An 18,085-nucleotide genomic window follows, 5' to 3' on the forward strand; every position below is an offset into this window, starting at 1 on the left:
AATAAAACACTAATTGGAGGAATTTTAAAATGGCAAACGCAAACGCATTAGGTATGATCGAAACAAAAGGTTTAGTAGGAGCAGTAGAAGCAGCAGACGCAATGGTGAAAGCAGCTAACGTAACACTTATGGGTAAAGAACAAGTTGGTGGCGGTCTAGTAACAGTTATGGTTCGCGGTGATGTTGGCGCAGTTAAAGCAGCAACAGATGCAGGCGCAGCAGCAGCTGAACGCGTTGGTGAATTATTATCTGTACACGTAATTCCACGTCCACACAGCGAAGTAGACGCAATTCTACCAAAAAGCGCTGAATAAGAAAAATTTCTAACATAAATCAGGAAAAAGCGTGAGCGTAGGGCATAAGGGTTCCATCAGACTCGGAAAATGCCTAAAACTTTCGCTTTTTACCAGATTTAAGCAAGACAAAGCTTCCCATCATTACTAACACCAATTGTAAATGGGACAAAAGGATGTGGTTCTTTGGCTATTTTGACAGAAGATGAGTTACGAAAAGCCTACTTACACACCGATTTAAAAACAAAGAAAAAATTAGATATAAAAAAAGGAACGATTATTACTCCATCAGCTAAGAGTTTTTTATCTGAAAAGAAAATCGACCTTCATTATATTGATGAAATTTCAGAAACAAAAGTAGTAGTGGAGCCAGTGAAAAAAGAAACTGCTAGAGCAAAATTCCAAACGATTTATGGTGGTTCAGTAGATGAAAAGCCAGAACATATGACGCATTTACGCGGCAACTTGCTTGTATTTAAAGACCATCCTCAAATCGCTTTCCGCGGAAAATTAGATACGCTTGAAGCTGAAATCCTGGAAACCCAGTGTTCTGTTGCTAGTGAATTTAAAGATCTTGCGGAAGATTTACAAGAAATCCTCACCTTTGTAAGAAATATTGTACGATCGGAAGTTTTAAACGAGCAAATCGAAACGGTTAATTTGCTTGGAATGGACGAAAAAGAACTGCGGGAACGTAGTCATAATCCGAAAAAATACTACCAAATGACACATTTTATGCCCGATTATACGATGGGGAATGCTGTTATTCGGTTAAACAAATTAAGAACGATGGTTCGTGAAACGGAATTAACTGCTTTTGCAGCATTTAAGGAAGCGGATTATTCGGTAAAAAGACCAGATATTATTCAAGCGCTTAACAGGTTATCCAGTTTGTTTTGGATACTAATGTTCCGCGTAAGAACTGGTGAATATAAAAAGTAAGGAGGCTTATTCATGAATAATGAGTTAATAACAAGCCTTATTGAAGAAGTCACTCGCCGTGCATTACTTGAAACTGGCGTAGAAGTAGAAGCATCCGGTCGTCACGTCCATTTAGATCGTGAGACAGTTGATGCACTTTTTGGACCTGGGTATGAACTTACTCATTTCCGTGACCTATCTCAACCAGGTCAATATGTTTGTAAAGAAAGAATTAGCATTGTTGGACCAAAAAGCGTGATTCATAACGTAGTAATTCTTGGACCAATCCGTAAAAAAACACAAGTAGAAATTAGTGCTACAGACGGTACCGCACTTGGTATTAAAGCACCTGTCCGCGAAAGTGGAGACATAGCCGGGACACCAGGAATTTTACTTTTATCTGCTAAAAACAGTGTTCAATTAACTGAAGGACTTATTGTTGCAAAACGCCATATTCATATGACGCCAGAAGATGCAGCAAAACAACAAGTAACACAAAGTGAAATTGTTCAAGTGAAAATTAATGGCGACAGACCACTGATTTTTGACGATGTGGTCGTTCGAATTAGCCCTGATTTTGCTACATATATGCATATTGATTACGACGAAGCCAACGCATGCGGCTTTAAAAAGGGAATTCGAGGTCAAATAATTAAGAAAACAAAGGCAAAATGAGTATGGAAATGGAAGCTCTAATAAAAGCCGTCACCGAGGAAGTCATGAGACGATTACAACTTCCAGATAAAAAAATGATTATCATGGGGCAAGATTCAGAACACACTCTCAGACAGTGTTATCAAAAAGAATATCAAGTTTCGCTTTATGATCGTTCTGAACGTACCTGTGACATTTTATTATTAGAAGAAATGGAAATCGCTGAATTAGCTCGAATCAGTTTGCTTGCACCAATGAATAAAAAAGAACAATTTATCACAGATCATCTTTTAGAAGAACGTCCTACTTGGATCATGAAAAGCGGAATTAAAGCAAATGCTTATAAACGTTCTGCTAAATATGGTATCAGACAGCTCCTTCAAGAATATGAAGAAAAACTCGCTCGTTTTGGCGTAGAATATATCGATAATCCGGTGAAAAACGTGAAAACGAGCAAAGTAATTAGCGAACAAGATGTGATTAAACTCACGAAGAACAAAAGCGAATTCATTTTGCCAGAGGGAAGTTTCTTAACACCACTTGCAAAAGATTATTTACAGGAAAACCGAATTAGCATTAAAGAAAGTTAGGAAGGAAGAGCGGCATGCAAATTGGAAAAGTTACCGGGAGTTTATGGGCGACAAGAAAAGATGAAAAACTGAATGGTTTAAAACTACTACTAGTAGAGATTTGTACCGATGAAGTGGAAGATAAAAGACATTCCATAGTGGCAGCTGATAATGCCGGAGCAGGAAACGGTGATCTCGTGCTCGTTACAACTGGTAGCGCAGCACGAGCATCTACTGGGGATAATACAATACCAGTGGACGCGTGTATCGTCGGCATTATCGACTCGGTAGAACGTTATGGCTGAACAGTCCTTAGGTATTCTTGAACTCAGGAGCATAAGTAAAGGTTACGAAATGGCCGATGTTTTTTTAAAAGCTGGCAATGTAACTTTATTTACTTTTCGTCCGACATGTCCTGGTAAATTTTTGATTATTTTGCAAGGTGCTTCCGGTGAACTTACTAGTGCGATGCAAGATGCAAAAGAAGAAGCAGGGAAATTTCATGTTTCTTCTTATATTTTGCATATGGCGCACGAAGAATTACTTGCTTTTCTAAACAATAAACACCCTAAAGTTGATGTTGATGCAGTAGGAATTATCGAAATCAGTCAATTGGGTGCTGGGCTAAACGCGGTGAATGAAGCGCTAAAAAAATCAGCTATTCATTTAAAACGAATGACGCTCGGTGCTTCGATTGGTGGGAAATTTGTGGCTGTTTTTACAGGGGAAGTTAGTGCTATTCAAGAAGGGATGCGGATTCTAATCGAAACCGCAGAACCAAAAAAGGTGATACATCATACGGTCATTCCTTCTCCTGATGAACTTTTAAAACGCTATCTATAGAATGGAGGAACACTTTTGAGCATTAATGAAATTATTATTTATTTAATGGTAATCTTTATGATTCTAGGAGCCATTGACAAAATTATCGGTAACAAATTTGGCTTAGGAGCACAATTTGAAGAAGGTATTATGGCAATGGGATCGCTAACTCTAGCTATGGTCGGTATTATTACTTTAGCACCAGTTTTAGCGAAAATTTTAAGCCCGATTGTTGTACCAATTTATACAGCGCTTGGGGCTGACCCAGCAATGTTTGCTACAACTTTACTTGCGAATGATATGGGTGGTTTTGCGCTAGCTCAAGAACTTGCGCTAACGCCTGATGCTGGTCTTTTTGCAGGAGCTATTTTAGGCTCAATGATGGGACCAACAATTGTTTTCACGATTCCAGTAGCACTTGGAATTATTAAAAAAGAAGACCATAAATACCTAGCGACTGGTGTACTATCTGGTATTATTACGATTCCAATCGGTTGTTTAATCGGTGGTCTTGTAGCTGGATTTTCACCAATCATGATTTTCAAAAACTTAGTACCAATTCTTCTTGTAGCTGTACTTATTATGTTAGGTCTTTGGTTCAAACCAGAAGGCATGATTAAAGGCTTTACGATTTTCGGAAAAGGGGTAGTAATTGTTGCTACTATCGGACTTGTGGCTGGAGCTATTCAACAACTTACTGGTTTAACTATTATTCCAGGAATTGCACCAATTGGCGAAGGTATCGAAATCGTTGGTGGTATCGCACTAGTTCTAGCAGGAGCTTTCTGTTTAGTTTTTGTTATTACGAAAGTGTTCAACAAACCACTTATGAAAATGGGTAAATTACTTGGTATGAATGAAGTTGCAGCGGCTGGTATGGTTGCGACACTTGCAAATAGTATCCCAATGTTCCAAATGCTAAAAGATATGGATGAGCGCGGTAAAATTATTAACGTTGCTTTTGCAGTATCTGCGGCCTTTGTTTTAGGGGATCATCTAGGTTTCACAGCTGGGGTTGCCCAAGATATGATTTTCCCGATGATTGTCGGAAAACTTGTCGGAGGAGTAACTGCAGTAGCTGTAGCTATCTACATGGCTAACCGAATGATGAAGAAAAATAAAGCAAAAGAACAAACGGCGGTGAAAGATAATGGCTGATATTAGTAAAGAATTAATTGAGCAGCTAGTAAAACAAGTTGTCCTAGAAAAAATGGGTCAAAGTTCCAAACACGTTGACCCAAGTGGTATTTTATCCGTTAAACTTCCAGAAGTAAGAGTTTCTGAAGAAGACCGTTTAGATACTGGTAACCCTAGTGATGTTGTTTATACAAAAGATTTAGTAACATTAGAAGAAAGTAAACGTCTAGGTTTTGGTCTAATGGAAATGAAAGATACAACATTTGATTGGTTCTTAGATTACGATGAAGTAGATTATATTATTGAAGGCAGACTAGATGTTGTCATCGATGGTAGAAATGTTTCTGCAGGACCAGGCGAACTGATTTTCATTCCAAAAGGAAGCCAAATTAAGTTCTCTGTAACTGGAGAAGCGAGATTCATTTATGTTACTTATCCGGCTGATTGGCAGTCACAATAATCATAAAAAAACGATTTCGGCAACATTTGCTGAAATCGTTTTTTATTTAAGTGAATCGCGATATTCTTTAGGAGTCATATCGAACTCTTTCTTAAAGACTTTGCAAAAATAACTAGCACGCGAAAATCCTAAATTCTTTGCAATCGTGTGGACGGCCCAGTCACTTTTTTCTAGTTGTTCCTTTGCATATAGCATTTTTTGTTCATTGACGTAATTAATAAAATTGATATTCAATTCGTTTTTAAATAATTTACTTAAATAAAAGGGGCTTAAATAAACATAATTGGCTACTTCTTCTAGAGTGATGGAACGATGAATGTTCTTTTTAATGTAGCGAATAGCTTGTTTGATTTCTTTATGTTCACCACTCGTTTTACTGGATGTGGCAGCTTCTTTTTTGGGTTGTTTTTGTTTTTCGTGAGCGGTGTAGTAGTCACTTAAAACATCAAGTACTTCGACTGTTTCGAGCGAATGAAGTAGGGCAGAGTGATCTGGATTTTTTTTGTTGAAGTCTTCTTGAATTTGTTGGGTAAATTGATTTTCTACCTGACTATTCATCAAAGGTTGAATATTTACTACTTTTTCTTTCTCCAAAAATCTTCCCTCCTTATTTTATTCTTGCACTAATTATACCATAAAATCGCTTAAAATAACGTTTTATCCTGCATTTTAAACAGAACAATAAATTCTTTTTTATAACAAAATATTGTCATTTTTGCTTTGTGAATTAGAGAAATTGAGAAAAAGTTCACACTGGTGGCTATTTTAAGTGTATACAATGAAAAAAATACGATTTTAAAAGCTTGCACTATTTTGCTTTCTAGCCTGTTAGTGCCCTTGTACCAGTGTTTTAACAGGGATATAATGAGATGGAAATAACGCTTTCACGAGAGGGTGATCTTTTCAATTGAAGATTCAAAAATTAGTATTATGTGCGATGTTGATTGCAATGTGTGTAATTGGCGCAAACATAAAATTAATGGGTTCTGTTGCATTTGACGCAGCCCCAGCTTTTATTGGGACTTTGCTGCTTGGTCCGATGTACGGTGCAGTGCTTGGGATTTTCGGTCATTTAACATCAGCTTTACTTGCGGGATTTCCGCTGACACTACCGATTCATTTGATTGTTGCTGGAATGATGGGCGTAACGATGATTGCTTATGGATTTACGCGCCACAAGCTAGCTGAAAAGAATCAACTAGTTGCTATTAGTGCTTCTAGTGTTGTCGCTTTTGTTTTTAATTGTCCGTTATCATTACTTGCGCTTTATCCATTAATGCATCAAGCGGTATTTGTGTTATTTCCGGTTCTAGCTATTGGTTCGATTTGCAACATTTTTGTCGCAGAAGTCGTTTACCAAGTATTACCAGAACGCTGGAAAAGACGAATTGCCGGGTACTAAACAACTAAATAGGTGAATATATTAATCCGGGAAAGAGGTGGAAATCCTCTACAGGCCCTAGCTACTGTAATTCGGACGAAAGCCAAACATATGTCACTGGAAGAAATTCCGGGAAGACTGGTGAGTAGGTTGATGATAAGTCAGGAGACCGCTAGTATATTCGATATCCAAAAACAACTTCTAAGGGAGCGAGTTGTCTTTATTAAACAGATTTTCATGATAAGAAAGTTTCTTTGTGCTACATAGAATTCTTATTGATGTTAAATCTCTAAAAGACGCCAAAGTTCTGTTTGGCGTCTTTTTTTATGGCTAAAGCGAAAGGTGAAAAAAGATGAACAAAATCTTAATTGCAGCCGCATCAAGTGGTGCAGGAAAAACAACCGTAACCCTCGGAATTATGCAAGCTTTGAAAAAAAGAGGCTTCGCGGTTCAGCCATTTAAAGTAGGTCCAGATTATATTGATACGAACTATCATCAAGCAATTACAGGTGTTGCTTCCATTAATTTAGATAGTTTTCTCATTGATGATGACGAGATGCTAGCGTCCCTTTTTCAAAAGCACGGCGAGTCTGCTGATATTTCGGTCATTGAAGGAGTGATGGGATTATTTGATGGGCTTGGGACTGATCGCGATAATGCCAGTACTTCCTTTATTGCCAAATGCACAAAGACACCAGTCATTTTAGTTGTGGATGGAAAAGCTATTTCGACTTCAGCAGCGGCGATTGTTGACGGATTCAATCGTTTTGATCCGGAACTTAAAATTGCTGGCGTCATTATTAATCGAGTTGCCTCAGAAAACCATTTTTCTTTAATCAAAGGGGCGATTGAGCGTTATACGGATGTACCAGTGTTAGGTTACTTGCCAAAAAATGCGGCAGTGGCACTTCCAGAACGGCATCTAGGATTAGTACCACAAGAAGAAATGACTGAGCTCGAAGCAAAATGGGAGCTACTTTCTGACCTCATTACCACGCATGTGGATTTAGACAAATTACTCGAAATAAGCAAATCTAGTGAGAACTTATCTACTTCTAAAGCGCAAATGAAAGTAGCAGATTTTTCTGGGCTTCGTGTCGCTTATGCGCTAGATGCAGCATTTCACTTTTATTATCAAGATAACTTGGATCTGATTCGTTTGACTGGGGCAGAGTTAATTCCATTTAGCCCGCTTGAGGATAACGAGGTTCCGGAAGCAGATTTCATCTATATTGGCGGCGGTTTTCCAGAAATTTTTGCCAAGCAGCTTAATGACAACAGATCTATGCGGAAGTCAATTTTGGCTGCGCACGAAAAGGGCATTCCAATTTACGCCGAATGTGGTGGGTTGATGTACCTTGGTTCGAGTTTAGAAATGGAAGGAAAACAGTATGAAATGGTGGGAGTTTTTAACGGTATTAGTAAGATGACAACAAGGCTGCGGAAGTTTGGCTACTGTATCGCGGAACCTTTAGAAGAAACGTTAATCGGCAAAAAAGGGATGTCGATTCGCGGGCATGAATTTCATCATTCTGTTTTTGAAACGACTGAAACAGCTTGTATGAAACTTTCAAAAAAACGTGACGGTGAAATAGTTAAAGAGTGGCGTGGTGGTTATCAAAAAGGCAATACTTTTGCCAGTTATCTCCATATCCACTTCTACCAAAATCCGGCCATTTTAATGCAGATGTTTGGAGCTGGAAAGAGATGAGCGTACTCTTTTATACCATATCGTTTATTTTAGATTTCATACTAGGTGACCCTTACAGCTGGCCTCATCCTATCAAGGTAATTGGTAACTTTATTCAATTATTAACGAACGCTTTGCGGAAAATTTTTCATGGTAAATCACTGTATTTTGCTGGAGGCCTATTATTCATTCTTACAGTTGGAATGACGGGAATTGTTTCGTGGCTCATCCTTTATATTAGTGCAAAAATTGCTTTTTGGCTTTATGCGGCGGTGTTTATTTACTTAGGGTATACGACACTTGCGATGACTTGCCTTGCGAAGGAGGCGCGGAAAATTCAGCGAACACTCGCGGATGGTGATTTAGAAGCGGCTAGAGTACAAGTTGGGATGATAGTTGGTCGGGATACAGACAAGCTTACGGCAGAACAAATCAGTAAAGCCACCATTGAAACCGTGGCGGAAAACACAGCAGATGGCGTTATAGCACCATTATTTTACTTATTCATTGGAGGACCTGTGCTAGCCTTGATGTATAAAGCCGTGAACACACTTGATTCGATGGTCGGTTATAAAAATGAAAAATATCGCGCCATTGGTTTTGTTTCCGCAAAAATGGATGATTTGGCCAATTTCATTCCAGCAAGGCTATCTTGGTTTTTCCTTGTGATTGCGAGTTTTATTTTGAAGTATGATGGACGCACTGCATGGCGGATAGGGCTTCGTGACCGGAAAAATCATACAAGTCCCAATTGCGCATATCCAGAAGGCGCGGTAGCAGGAGCGCTTGGGATAACACTTGGTGGCACCCATGAATATTTCGGCGAGACAGTTGTTAAACCAACCATCGGCAGTGGAACAAAAGCCGTTACACAAAAAGAAATCAGTCAAACAATTCACTTACTATACACAGCTTCCATTATTGCTTTTCTAATTTTTATCAGTATACATTTAATACTATTTTAAAGGAGTGGCACAATGAACTACATTAAAAATCCAGCCAAAATTGAAGAGAAAAGTTTTGAAATCATTCAACAAATTATTGACGATATTCGACCAGATTATACATTTCAAAACAAACTAGAGGAAGCCATTATCAAACGTGCGATACATACGACAGCAGATTTTGATTACTTGGATAGCCTCGTTTTTCAACAAGATGTTATCCAAAAAATTATTCATGTTCTTAAAAATAAAGGAACCATTTTTACAGATACTAATATGGCGCTTAGTGGTATTAATAAACGGCTGTTAGATGAACTTGGCTGTAGTTATCACTGTTATGTGAGTGATCCAGAAACGATCGAAATTGCCAAACAGCATGGCATCACGCGCTCAATGGCCGGAATTAAACTTGCTTCTTTAAAAGATGGACCGAAAATATTTGTCCTAGGGAACGCGCCAACTGCGGTTTATAAAATTATCGAAATGACGGAAAGCGGGCAATTACAAGCAGAGGCGGTCGTTGCAGTGCCTGTCGGATTTGTCGGGGCAGCTGAATGTAAAGAAGAAATTCTTGAAACCGACATTCCAGCAATTGTCGCTCGTGGTAGAAAAGGCGGTAGTAACCTTGCCGCGGCAATCATTAATGCAATCTTGATTACGATGTAAAGAAGGCGACGAGCAGTGGAAGATTTTATTTATTATAATGGCAAAAAATATCGTAAAGGCTATACAACTGGAACGTGTGCAGCTGCCGCGGCTAAAGCGTGTGTCGAAATGATAGAAAACCAAGAAGAAGTAAGCGCGGTTAAAGTCACAACAACAGGTGGAACTATTCTTGAAATCCCCGTTGCCTATCAACAGTTTTCTGAAAAAAAGGCAACTGCAGCTGTTCAAAAAGATGGCGGGGATGATATTGATGCCACACACGGCATGTGGATTTTTGTTGATGTCGAATTAACAGATAGTCCGGAAGTTACTTTAGATGGAGGCGTTGGAATTGGTCGCGCAACACAAAAGGGTATTTCGGTTGAAGTGGGTGAAGCGGCAATTAATCCGGCACCAAGGAAAAATATTTTAGCTACAGTACGCGAATCACTTGGCGAAAATCGTGGCGCAACCATTTTAGTATATGCTCCTGAAGGGGAAGAACGCGCGAAACGAACAATGAATAGCAACCTCGGTATTATCGGCGGGATTTCCATTTTAGGAACGACAGGTATTGTCACACCGATGTCGGATGAAGGCTGGAAAAAATCATTATCAATGGAGCTCGAAATGAAACGGAACCAAGGACTTGACCAAATTATTCTTGTTCCAGGTAATTACGGCGATGATTTTGTTCAAAATACGCTTGGTTTTGCGAGTGATAACATCGTTTCCATGAGTAATTTCGTTGGTTACATGTTGAAAGAAACCCAACGACTCGCATTTAAGAAAGTATTGATGGTTGGGCATTTTGGCAAATTAGTGAAGGTTTCAGCTGGTATTTTTACGACCTATAGCAAGGATGCGGATGCGCGGGCAGAAATCTTGGTGGCTAACTTGGCTTTACTCGGCGCACCATTATCACTTTTACAAGAAGTAGAGAAGTGTAATACGACAGAGGCTGCAGGCGAATTAATTGAAGCAGCTGGTTTTACTCAAGTTTATGAGGTAATCGCACAAAAAATCAAAGCAAGGTCAGAACGCTTCTTGAAATTCACTAAGCCAAGTGTGGAAATTGATGTCGTTACATTTTCAACTGAAAGAGGCTTACTTGCTGCAACGAAAGACATAGAAGTATTGCGGGAGGAATGGCGATGATTACAGTGGTTGGAATCGGACCAGGAGATACGAATTTGCTAATAAACGCAGCAAGACAAGCTTTATCTTCAGCAGATTCAGTGTATGGATCGAAAAGACAATTACAAGAAATAGCTGAATTAACAACTGCAACGTGCCTATTGTTACCGAAAAAATTAGCAGATTTAAAAAATATTCCTCATCAAAATAAAAACGTCGTGATTTTAGCATCAGGCGATCCACTGCTCTACGGGATTGGCAACTGGGCGATGACGAATTTTTCAGAAGATATTCATATTATCCCGGGAATCAGTGCAATCCAGATGATGTTTCACCAAATCAAGCTGCCGATGAATGATTGTTTTATAACGAGCAGCCATGGTAAAACACCAAATTTCGATTTTTTGCTCCAACATGAAAAAGTCGCAATGGTAACAGATTCCATTATTGGACCATACGAAATAGCTGCTGAAATCTCAAAACGAAATCTAAAAAAAATCATGTTTATCGGTGAAAATTTAAGTTCAACAGAAGAACGAATTCATAAGCTAAGACCAGAGGAAGTTGAAAAAAAATACGATATGAATGTTGTGGTGATTGTCGATGAAAGATGACGTATTTATTCGCGGAAAAGTTCCGATGACAAAAAGCGAAGTGAGAGCAATAAGTATTGATTTACTCGGATTAGATAATACAAGTAAAAAACTGCTAGATGTTGGCGCTGGAACTGGAAGCGTTGGACTTCAAGTAGCTTATAATTTTCCACATATCAAAGTTACTGCAATTGAACGAAATAAAGATGCGGTGGACTTAATTAAACAAAACCAAGCCAAATTCGGCGTAGAAAATGTTGCAGTCATCGAAGCATATGCACCAATCGAATTATCTCAGGAAGAGAAATTTGATGCCATTTTTATTGGTGGTAGTGGTGGGAATTTAACCGATATTATCGACTGGTCGTTGGTTCATTTGAAACTAGGCGGTCGCTTGGTACTTAATTTTATTTTATTAGAAAATGCCTTACAAGCAATGAACCATTTAGAAAAATTACCAGTGAGTGAATTGACAATGAAGCAAATTCAAGTTTCAAATTGGCATAAACTCGGAGCTGGACATTATTTTGAACCACAGAACCCAACCGTCATTATTGGCTGTAAAAAACTAGAGGAGTGAAGAAAATGGCAGAAGTACATTTCGTCGGAGCAGGACCAGGAGATAAAGAATTAATCACACTAAAAGGATACCAATTATTAAAAAACGCCGATGTTGTTATATACGCTGGCTCACTTGTAAATCCGGAATTGCTAGAATACTGTAAACCGGACTGCGAAATCCATAATAGTGCCAGTATGAATTTAATAGAAATTATTGACTGTATGGAAGCGGGAGTAACAGCTGGAAAAGAAGTTGTTCGTCTGCAAACAGGAGACTTCTCTATTTACGGCTCGATCCGTGAACAAGTGGAGGAAATGAAAAAACGTTCGATTCCATTTACATGTACGCCAGGTGTAAGTTCATTTCTTGGCGCGGCTAGCAGTTTTGGTGTTGAATATACGGTTCCCGAAGTTAGCCAGAGTGTGATTATTACTCGAATGGCTGGAAGAACGCCGGTACCGTCACGTGAGTCACTCAGATCTTACGCAGCGCACCAAACGTCCATGGTTATTTTCTTATCTGTTCAAGGTATCAGAAAAGTAGTCTCAGAACTTATCAAAGGTGGCTATAAACCAGAAACCCCAGCAGCTGTTATTTATAAAGCAACTTGGGCAGAAGAGAAAAAAGTAACTGGTACGCTTCAAGACATCGCTGAAAAAGTGACAGAAGCAGGAATTACTAAAACGGCCCTAATAATGGTTGGTGATTTTCTCGGCGAAGAATTTTATTATTCTAAACTATATGATAAGGATTTCAAACATGAATACAGATAAAATTGCCATTATCGCAGTTACTGAACGAGGGCGCGATTTAGCAATTTCATTAACAAAAACATTACCAGGAACGGTCTTTGTCCCAGAAAAGCACCAGAATGAACAGACTGCAGTTTTAACGCCTAATTTTGGTACAGCAATGCGTGAAATGTTCACGACGCATCAGGCATTAATTTGTATTATGGCAACAGGTATTGCGGTGCGGACGCTTGCTCCAGTCATTCAAGATAAACTATCGGATCCGGCAGTAATTGTAATGGATGAATATGGTCAGTTTATTATTAGTTTACTCTCAGGACATGTTGGAGGAGCAAATGAGTTAACGGAGCAAATTGCTGCAATTACTGGTGGTGCCGCAGTAATTACAACCGCTACTGATCGTGCAAATGTGGCAGCAATTGATAATATCGCCAAAGAAATCGACGGATATTTACCCGATTTTAAAGCGACGACTAAACGCATTAATGGCTTGCTCGCTGCTGGAAAAGAAGTCAGTTTGCACGTAGATGAGCCATTTGAAGTAGATTCACGAGGTTTTACAAACAAAGAAATTAGTCCACAAATTTTCATTTCGACCAAATACAATTTACCAGATACAAAAATAGAAAGAATTCAGCTAGTACCAAGGAAGTTCGTGCTTGGTATTGGATGTCGAAAAGGCGTTTCAGCGGAAACAATGGAGGAAGTTTTCACCCATTTTTGTGAACAAGAAAACATACATCCGCGCGCTTTTCGTGAAATCCATAGCATTACATTGAAAGCAGAAGAACCAGCCATTTTGCAATTAGCGAAAAAGTGGAACATTCATTTTATTGTTCATTCCGCAGAAGAATTACAAACGGTAGCTGAAAAATATCCAACGTCAGAATTTGTTCTAAAAACCGTAAAAGTTGGAAATGTCGCTTTATCATCAGCAGATATTGGTAGTAATGGAAACGTCATTACGAAACGATTTGCCGAAAATGGCGTGACATTCGCAGCAGGAAAACTAATTAAAAATAATGAGGTGGCAAAATGATTTATGTAATCGGAATTGGCCCAGGAGATAAACGATTAATGACAGGTGAAGCACTAGAAGCAATAGCGGACGCAGATGTAATCGTTGGCTATGTAACATATATCAAACTAATCAAAGAATTAATTAAAGATAAAGAAGTAGTGAAAACGGGGATGCGCCGTGAAATCGATCGCTGCCAGGAAGCTGTAAATATCGCATTAACAGGAAAAAAAGTAGCCGTCGTTTCAAGCGGAGATGCTGGTATATACGGAATGGCTGGATTGGTTTTAGAACTAGCCGAAAAAAGCAACCCAGAGCTAGAAGTTAAAGTAATCCCAGGAATTACAGCTAGTATAGGGGCAGCAGCCGTTCTCGGGGCGCCAATTATGCACGATTTTTGCCATATTAGCTTAAGTGATTTAATGACACCATGGGAAGTAATCGAAAAACGTTTAACACATGCTGCGATGGCCGATTTCGTTGTCTGTTTTTACAACCCGAGAAGTAAAGGTCGCGCCAATCATTTAGCCAATGCTTTTCAAAAGATGATGGAACACAAATCACCAAAGACTGTCGTTGGAATTGTTAAAGATGTCGGTCGAAAAGAAGAACGAAAAATCATTACGACAATGGAAGATATTGACTATGAGTTAGTGGATATGACAACGATGGTTATTGTCGGTAACAAAGAAACATACGTAAAAAACGGCAAAATGATTACACCTAGAGGATACTCTTTATGATTTTTGTGCTTGGAGGAACTTCTGATAGCTTGTTAATTAGTGACTGGCTAACGGAAACAAAACGACCATTTATTCTTTCAGTAGCAACAGATTACGGTGAAACTTTAGCTAAGCAACATGCAGAAAAAGTATTTTGCGGTCGATTAGCCAAAGAAGCAATGCTCGCAAAATGGCAGTTAGAGCAAATCAAGCTTGTTATTGATGCCACTCATCCCTTTGCAACCATCGTTTCTGAAACGGCCATGGAAGCATGCAAAGAAGCGGGCATTCCATACATCCGCTTTGAGCGAACAAGCGAACAAACCGATAATACTTATTTAGTAGATGATATTAACGAAGCATGTAAAGTTGCTGCAAAACTTGGTCAACGAATTTTTCTTACAACAGGTAGTAAAAATTTACCTGAATTTGTGGCAGGGCTGAAACAACAACATATTATCGCTCGTATTTTGCCAGTGTCTGATGTGATTCGTTCAGCAGAAGAACTTGGGCTCGTTGCCGACCAAATAATTGGCATGAAAGGTCCGTTCACTAAAGAAGCCAACCGCACACAGCTAGAAATGACACAAGCGGACGTATTAATTACTAAAGAAAGTGGAAAACAAGGCGGATTTCAAGAAAAACTCACGGCAGCAGCAGAATTAAATATTCCTGTTATCGTTATTCGCCGAAAAAAATTAAATTATCCAATCGAAATAAATCATTTAACCGAACTACCAGAAATTTTAACTCAATTGGAGGTCTACTAATGGGAAAAGTCATGTTAATTGGCGCAGGTCCTGGTGATGCACAACTTCTAACAGTAAAAGGATTAGCCGCACTTCAAAAAGCGGATGTTATAGTCTATGATCGCCTCGTTGAACCAGCGATGCTCCAAGAACGAAAAGCTAGTTGTAAACTAATTTATGTCGGAAAAGAACCACTTCATCATCCAATCCCGCAAGATGAAATCGAACAAATTCTTGTAAGAGAAGCAGCAACAAATGAGCTAGTTGTTCGTTTAAAAGCGGGTGATCCGTACGTATTTGGGCGCGGCGGCGAGGAAGGCGAAACACTTCATAAAGCAGGTATTCCTTTTGAAGTCATCCCAGGAATTACTTCAGCTATTGGCGGGCTTGCTTATGCGGGAATTCCGGTCACGCACCGTGATTTTGCTTCTAGTTTTCATGTGATTACAGGTCACTTGAAAAAAAGGCGCGATCCACTAGATTGGGAAGCACTTGCAAGACTCGAAGGAACCCTTGTTTTTCTGATGGGAATGACAAACTTACCTAACATTTGCGCCAATCTACTAGCAAATGGACAAAAACCGGAGACAGGCGTGGCAATTGTACAGTGGGCATCGCGTGGTAAGCAATTAACCGTTACAGGAACTTTGCAAACAATCGAACAAAAAGTAGCAGAATCTGGTATTTCATCTCCTGCGCTTATCGTAGTTGGTGATGTAGTGAGCTTACGTCCACAGCTTAACTTTTTTGAAGAAATGCCACTTTTCCATACAAAAGTATTACTTCCAAGAGCACGCGCAGGTAAAAGTATGCTCGCTGAAAAAATTCGCGATTTAGGCGGAGAAGTAACGATGTATCCAAATATTCAAGTGCTGGATATTCTGCCAACGAAAACAAAAGCAGAATTATGTGAAACTAGCGAACTTCTTTTCACTTCAAAAGAGGCTGTAGAGCGCTTTTTCGATTATCTAGCAACACTTGAGTTGGATATTCGTTCCCTAAAAAATACCCATCTTACCGCTATCGGAAAACAAACGAAAGAAGCATTTAGTGAAAAAGGAATCATTCCAGATAGTTTTATTAAAAGACGGAGCACAGAACTAATTTTAGAGCATATAGCTCGTTTTCAAAAAAATGCTAGCAACTTAATTATCGGTAGTGTTGTTGATACAGCAGAGGTTAGTGCTATCTTATCTGAAGTGAAAACAACCGAAATGATGCCATTGTACGATATGCGTCCAGTGACAGAGCGCCCATTTGACCTCGAAAGTTTTGAACAAATATGCTTTTCCAGTTCTCGTTCAGTCCAAAATCTACTCGATGTACTAACAACCGAAGAAAAAGCGATTTTACAAACGAAAACGATTCTCTCGATAGGAAGATTCACGAGCGCAACCTTGCAGTCATTTGGCATTAATGAATTTGAAGAAGCTGAGAATGCTACACCAGAGAGCTTAATTGAACTAATTCAAAAAACAAAATTAGAAGGAGTACCACAATGAAAAAAGCCATATTAGTCGTTAGTTTTGGCACTAGTTATCCAGAAACCAGAGAAAAAACCATTGAAGCTTGTGAAAAAAGAGTGGCCCAAGAATTTCCTGAGTACACTGTATTTCGTGCTTTTACATCCAACAAAATTATTAAAAAACTAAAAACCCGTGATAACATGCACATTAACACACCAAGTCAGGCTTTAAACCAGCTAAAAGAACTAGGTTACAAAGAAGTCATTATTCAATCTCTACATATTATTAATGGCGGTGAATTTGAAAAAATTACAGCTCAAGTGGAAAAATTTAAAGCGGATTTTGATTCAATCATCATTAGTCAACCATTACTTGATTCAAAAGAAGATTACGAAAAAGCCATTGAAGCCATTCGCCACCAAATGCCTCCTTTGAAAGAAAATGAAGCATTGATTCTGATGGGCCACGGCTCCAAACACCATGCTTTCAGCGCATATGCTTGCTTAGACCACATGCTTTTAAACGAACCGATTTATCTTTGTGCCGTAGAAAGTTATCCCGGCCTTGATCAAGTGATTGAACGATTAAAACAGGCAAAGATCAAAAAAGCCCATTTGATGCCGTTCATGCTTGTTGCAGGAGATCATGCCACAAATGATATGGCTTCAGATGACGAAGATTCTTGGAAGAGCATATTGGAGCAAGCTGGTATTGAAACTGAGTGCCACTTGCAAGGGCTAGGCGAAAACCCACTTATTCAAGCTCAATTTATCGATCATATCAAAGTAGCAACAGAAAGGGTGAACACGCGTGGCTAAATTTTACGGCATTGGCACAGGTCCAGGTGACAGCAAGCTAGTTACGATGGAAGCTGCTGATAGACTGGGGAAATTAGCGATTCTCTATACTCCCCAATCTAAAAAAGGTGGAGAAAGTTTAGCAAAAAAAATCGTTAACCCATATTTAAAAAACACGCTTATCATCAAAGAACGTCATTTTCCAATGAGTTACAACAAAACAGAGAAAATGCAAGCTTGGAAAGAAATTGCTGAAGAAATCAAAACAGATGTTCAAAACGGACATGATGTTGGTTTCATTACCCTTGGCGATCCAATGGTCTATAGCACTTATAGTTATTTGCTAGAACTTTTAAAAGGTGAAATTGAAACAGTTACACTCGCAGGGATTTCATCATTTTCAAATATCGCCTCTAAATTAGAACTGCCTCTTGTAATGGACGAGGATAGTTTTGCTGTAATCCCTGTAACAGCAGGAGCTGAAAAAATCGAACAAGCGCTCACATTATTTGACACTATTGTCTTAATGAAAGCAGCAAGCAATTTACCCCTTCTTACGACATTACTAAAAAAACTGAATTTGCTTGATGCAGCTGTTGTAGTAAGTGATGTTGCCATGGCGACTGAAAAAATCACTTACGGCATGGGCGAGATAAATCCAGAAGAAAAAATGTCATATTTTACTACGATTATCGTGAAAAAAAGAAGGGAGCAATATAAATGAAAAAATTATGGAAGTTTCTACCATTTGTTTTAATCGGCGTTATTTATTT

General features: G+C 38.9%; 23 protein-coding genes and 1 riboswitch. Of the genes, 22 read left to right on the forward strand and 1 reads right to left on the reverse strand.

The window, feature by feature from the left end:
* Positions 1-29: 29 nt before the first annotated feature.
* The 8 genes from PQQ29_RS06075 (at position 30) to PQQ29_RS06110 (ending at position 4,856) form a co-directional block, all read left to right on the forward strand.
* Positions 30-314: a BMC domain-containing protein gene (locus PQQ29_RS06075; RefSeq protein WP_003719393.1), complete on the forward strand. Its 285-nt coding sequence runs from the start codon at positions 30-32 to the stop codon at positions 312-314.
* Between the two features lie 165 nt (positions 315-479).
* Entirely contained in the window at positions 480-1,235 is a 756-nt protein-coding gene (locus PQQ29_RS06080; protein ID WP_010990796.1) for a hypothetical protein, read from the forward strand.
* 12 nt (positions 1,236-1,247) lie between these two features.
* Positions 1,248-1,889: an ethanolamine utilization phosphate acetyltransferase EutD gene (eutD, locus tag PQQ29_RS06085; RefSeq protein ID WP_003761796.1), complete on the forward strand. Its 642-nt coding sequence runs from the start codon at positions 1,248-1,250 to the stop codon at positions 1,887-1,889.
* Entirely contained in the window at positions 1,886-2,458 is a 573-nt protein-coding gene (locus PQQ29_RS06090; protein WP_041918375.1) for a TIGR02536 family ethanolamine utilization protein, read from the forward strand. The genes eutD and PQQ29_RS06090 overlap by 4 nt, the downstream gene beginning before the upstream one ends.
* A gap of 14 nt (positions 2,459-2,472) precedes the next feature.
* Complete coding sequence (locus tag PQQ29_RS06095; protein WP_003761800.1) at positions 2,473-2,742, forward strand: EutN/CcmL family microcompartment protein; 270 nt, start codon at positions 2,473-2,475, stop codon at positions 2,740-2,742.
* The gene (locus tag PQQ29_RS06100) at positions 2,735-3,280 is read left to right on the forward strand and encodes an ethanolamine utilization microcompartment shell protein (protein ID WP_003761802.1); all 546 of its coding nucleotides are present in this window, start codon (positions 2,735-2,737) and stop codon (positions 3,278-3,280) included. The genes PQQ29_RS06095 and PQQ29_RS06100 overlap by 8 nt, the downstream gene beginning before the upstream one ends.
* 15 nt (positions 3,281-3,295) lie before the next feature.
* Positions 3,296-4,417, forward strand: a complete 1,122-nt coding sequence (eutH, locus tag PQQ29_RS06105; protein ID WP_010990798.1) for an ethanolamine utilization protein EutH — start codon at positions 3,296-3,298, stop codon at positions 4,415-4,417.
* Positions 4,410-4,856 carry a cupin domain-containing protein gene (locus PQQ29_RS06110; RefSeq protein ID WP_003761805.1) on the forward strand — a complete coding sequence of 149 codons (447 nt, stop codon included), beginning with the start codon at positions 4,410-4,412 and terminating at the stop codon, positions 4,854-4,856. The genes eutH and PQQ29_RS06110 overlap by 8 nt, the downstream gene beginning before the upstream one ends.
* Before the next feature lie 42 nt (positions 4,857-4,898).
* Here the strand turns inward: PQQ29_RS06110 and PQQ29_RS06115 are convergent, their stop codons facing one another.
* On the reverse strand, positions 4,899-5,450 hold the full coding sequence (locus PQQ29_RS06115) for a helix-turn-helix transcriptional regulator (protein ID WP_003771472.1): 552 nt from the start codon (positions 5,448-5,450) through the stop codon (positions 4,899-4,901).
* A 313-nt stretch (positions 5,451-5,763) separates the two neighbouring features.
* Between PQQ29_RS06115 and cblT the strand changes: the two genes are divergently transcribed.
* The 14 genes from cblT to PQQ29_RS06185 all read left to right on the forward strand — a co-directional run bounded on the left by cblT (position 5,764) and on the right by PQQ29_RS06185 (position 18,036).
* Positions 5,764-6,258, forward strand: coding sequence for an alpha-ribazole transporter (gene cblT, locus PQQ29_RS06120; RefSeq protein ID WP_003761812.1), 495 nt, complete (start codon positions 5,764-5,766; stop codon positions 6,256-6,258).
* Positions 6,233-6,428: riboswitch (cobalamin riboswitch) on the forward strand. (Overlaps the previous gene by 26 nt.)
* A 161-nt stretch (positions 6,429-6,589) precedes the next feature.
* Positions 6,590-7,948: a cobyrinic acid a,c-diamide synthase CobB gene (locus PQQ29_RS06125; RefSeq protein ID WP_010990799.1), complete on the forward strand. Its 1,359-nt coding sequence runs from the start codon at positions 6,590-6,592 to the stop codon at positions 7,946-7,948.
* The gene (cbiB, locus tag PQQ29_RS06130) at positions 7,945-8,892 is read left to right on the forward strand and encodes an adenosylcobinamide-phosphate synthase CbiB (RefSeq protein WP_003771478.1); all 948 of its coding nucleotides are present in this window, start codon (positions 7,945-7,947) and stop codon (positions 8,890-8,892) included. The genes PQQ29_RS06125 and cbiB overlap by 4 nt, the downstream gene beginning before the upstream one ends.
* 12 nt (positions 8,893-8,904) lie before the next feature.
* Positions 8,905-9,537, forward strand: a complete 633-nt coding sequence (locus PQQ29_RS06135; protein WP_010990800.1) for a cobalt-precorrin-8 methylmutase — start codon at positions 8,905-8,907, stop codon at positions 9,535-9,537.
* 15 nt (positions 9,538-9,552) lie between these two features.
* Positions 9,553-10,674, forward strand: a complete 1,122-nt coding sequence (cbiD, locus tag PQQ29_RS06140) for a cobalt-precorrin-5B (C(1))-methyltransferase CbiD (RefSeq protein ID WP_010990801.1) — start codon at positions 9,553-9,555, stop codon at positions 10,672-10,674.
* On the forward strand, positions 10,671-11,267 hold the full coding sequence (locus tag PQQ29_RS06145; RefSeq protein WP_003771482.1) for a cobalt-precorrin-7 (C(5))-methyltransferase: 597 nt from the start codon (positions 10,671-10,673) through the stop codon (positions 11,265-11,267). Before cbiD ends, PQQ29_RS06145 begins: the two co-directional genes overlap by 4 nt.
* Entirely contained in the window at positions 11,257-11,826 is a 570-nt protein-coding gene (locus tag PQQ29_RS06150; RefSeq protein ID WP_010990802.1) for a decarboxylating cobalt-precorrin-6B (C(15))-methyltransferase, read from the forward strand. The genes PQQ29_RS06145 and PQQ29_RS06150 overlap by 11 nt, the downstream gene beginning before the upstream one ends.
* A gap of 5 nt (positions 11,827-11,831) precedes the next feature.
* Entirely contained in the window at positions 11,832-12,581 is a 750-nt protein-coding gene (locus tag PQQ29_RS06155) for a cobalt-precorrin-4 methyltransferase (protein WP_003766551.1), read from the forward strand.
* The gene (cbiG, locus tag PQQ29_RS06160) at positions 12,568-13,599 is read left to right on the forward strand and encodes a cobalt-precorrin 5A hydrolase (protein ID WP_010990803.1); all 1,032 of its coding nucleotides are present in this window, start codon (positions 12,568-12,570) and stop codon (positions 13,597-13,599) included. Before PQQ29_RS06155 ends, cbiG begins: the two co-directional genes overlap by 14 nt.
* Positions 13,596-14,321 (forward strand): precorrin-3B C(17)-methyltransferase, encoded by a 726-nt coding sequence (cobJ, locus tag PQQ29_RS06165; protein WP_003761829.1) that lies wholly within the window; start codon positions 13,596-13,598, stop codon positions 14,319-14,321. Before cbiG ends, cobJ begins: the two co-directional genes overlap by 4 nt.
* Positions 14,318-15,070 carry a precorrin-6A reductase gene (gene cobK, locus PQQ29_RS06170; RefSeq protein ID WP_010990804.1) on the forward strand — a complete coding sequence of 251 codons (753 nt, stop codon included), beginning with the start codon at positions 14,318-14,320 and terminating at the stop codon, positions 15,068-15,070. The genes cobJ and cobK overlap by 4 nt, the downstream gene beginning before the upstream one ends.
* Positions 15,070-16,551 (forward strand): uroporphyrinogen-III C-methyltransferase, encoded by a 1,482-nt coding sequence (gene cobA / locus PQQ29_RS06175; protein ID WP_010990805.1) that lies wholly within the window; start codon positions 15,070-15,072, stop codon positions 16,549-16,551. Before cobK ends, cobA begins: the two co-directional genes overlap by 1 nt.
* The gene (locus PQQ29_RS06180; protein ID WP_003761834.1) at positions 16,548-17,333 is read left to right on the forward strand and encodes a sirohydrochlorin cobaltochelatase; all 786 of its coding nucleotides are present in this window, start codon (positions 16,548-16,550) and stop codon (positions 17,331-17,333) included. Before cobA ends, PQQ29_RS06180 begins: the two co-directional genes overlap by 4 nt.
* Positions 17,326-18,036: a cobalt-factor II C(20)-methyltransferase gene (locus PQQ29_RS06185; protein ID WP_010990807.1), complete on the forward strand. Its 711-nt coding sequence runs from the start codon at positions 17,326-17,328 to the stop codon at positions 18,034-18,036. Before PQQ29_RS06180 ends, PQQ29_RS06185 begins: the two co-directional genes overlap by 8 nt.
* Positions 18,037-18,085: the final 49 nt, after the last annotated feature.

The organism is Listeria innocua (genome assembly GCF_028596125.1).
In the GTDB taxonomy this organism is placed as follows: domain Bacteria; phylum Bacillota; class Bacilli; order Lactobacillales; family Listeriaceae; genus Listeria; species Listeria innocua.

Coding starts and splice junctions, on each gene's coding strand:
- PQQ29_RS06075 (WP_003719393.1), top strand. CDS start 30: ATGGCAAACGCAAACGCATTAGGTATGATCGAAACAAAAGGTTTAGTA.
- eutD (WP_003761796.1), top strand. CDS start 1,248: ATGAATAATGAGTTAATAACAAGCCTTATTGAAGAAGTCACTCGCCGT.
- PQQ29_RS06090 (WP_041918375.1), top strand. CDS start 1,886: ATGAGTATGGAAATGGAAGCTCTAATAAAAGCCGTCACCGAGGAAGTC.
- PQQ29_RS06095 (WP_003761800.1), top strand. CDS start 2,473: ATGCAAATTGGAAAAGTTACCGGGAGTTTATGGGCGACAAGAAAAGAT.
- PQQ29_RS06100 (WP_003761802.1), top strand. CDS start 2,735: ATGGCTGAACAGTCCTTAGGTATTCTTGAACTCAGGAGCATAAGTAAA.
- PQQ29_RS06110 (WP_003761805.1), top strand. CDS start 4,410: ATGGCTGATATTAGTAAAGAATTAATTGAGCAGCTAGTAAAACAAGTT.
- PQQ29_RS06125 (WP_010990799.1), top strand. CDS start 6,590: ATGAACAAAATCTTAATTGCAGCCGCATCAAGTGGTGCAGGAAAAACA.
- cbiB (WP_003771478.1), top strand. CDS start 7,945: ATGAGCGTACTCTTTTATACCATATCGTTTATTTTAGATTTCATACTA.
- PQQ29_RS06135 (WP_010990800.1), top strand. CDS start 8,905: ATGAACTACATTAAAAATCCAGCCAAAATTGAAGAGAAAAGTTTTGAA.
- PQQ29_RS06145 (WP_003771482.1), top strand. CDS start 10,671: ATGATTACAGTGGTTGGAATCGGACCAGGAGATACGAATTTGCTAATA.
- PQQ29_RS06150 (WP_010990802.1), top strand. CDS start 11,257: ATGAAAGATGACGTATTTATTCGCGGAAAAGTTCCGATGACAAAAAGC.
- PQQ29_RS06155 (WP_003766551.1), top strand. CDS start 11,832: ATGGCAGAAGTACATTTCGTCGGAGCAGGACCAGGAGATAAAGAATTA.
- cbiG (WP_010990803.1), top strand. CDS start 12,568: ATGAATACAGATAAAATTGCCATTATCGCAGTTACTGAACGAGGGCGC.
- cobJ (WP_003761829.1), top strand. CDS start 13,596: ATGATTTATGTAATCGGAATTGGCCCAGGAGATAAACGATTAATGACA.
- cobK (WP_010990804.1), top strand. CDS start 14,318: ATGATTTTTGTGCTTGGAGGAACTTCTGATAGCTTGTTAATTAGTGAC.
- cobA (WP_010990805.1), top strand. CDS start 15,070: ATGGGAAAAGTCATGTTAATTGGCGCAGGTCCTGGTGATGCACAACTT.
- PQQ29_RS06180 (WP_003761834.1), top strand. CDS start 16,548: ATGAAAAAAGCCATATTAGTCGTTAGTTTTGGCACTAGTTATCCAGAA.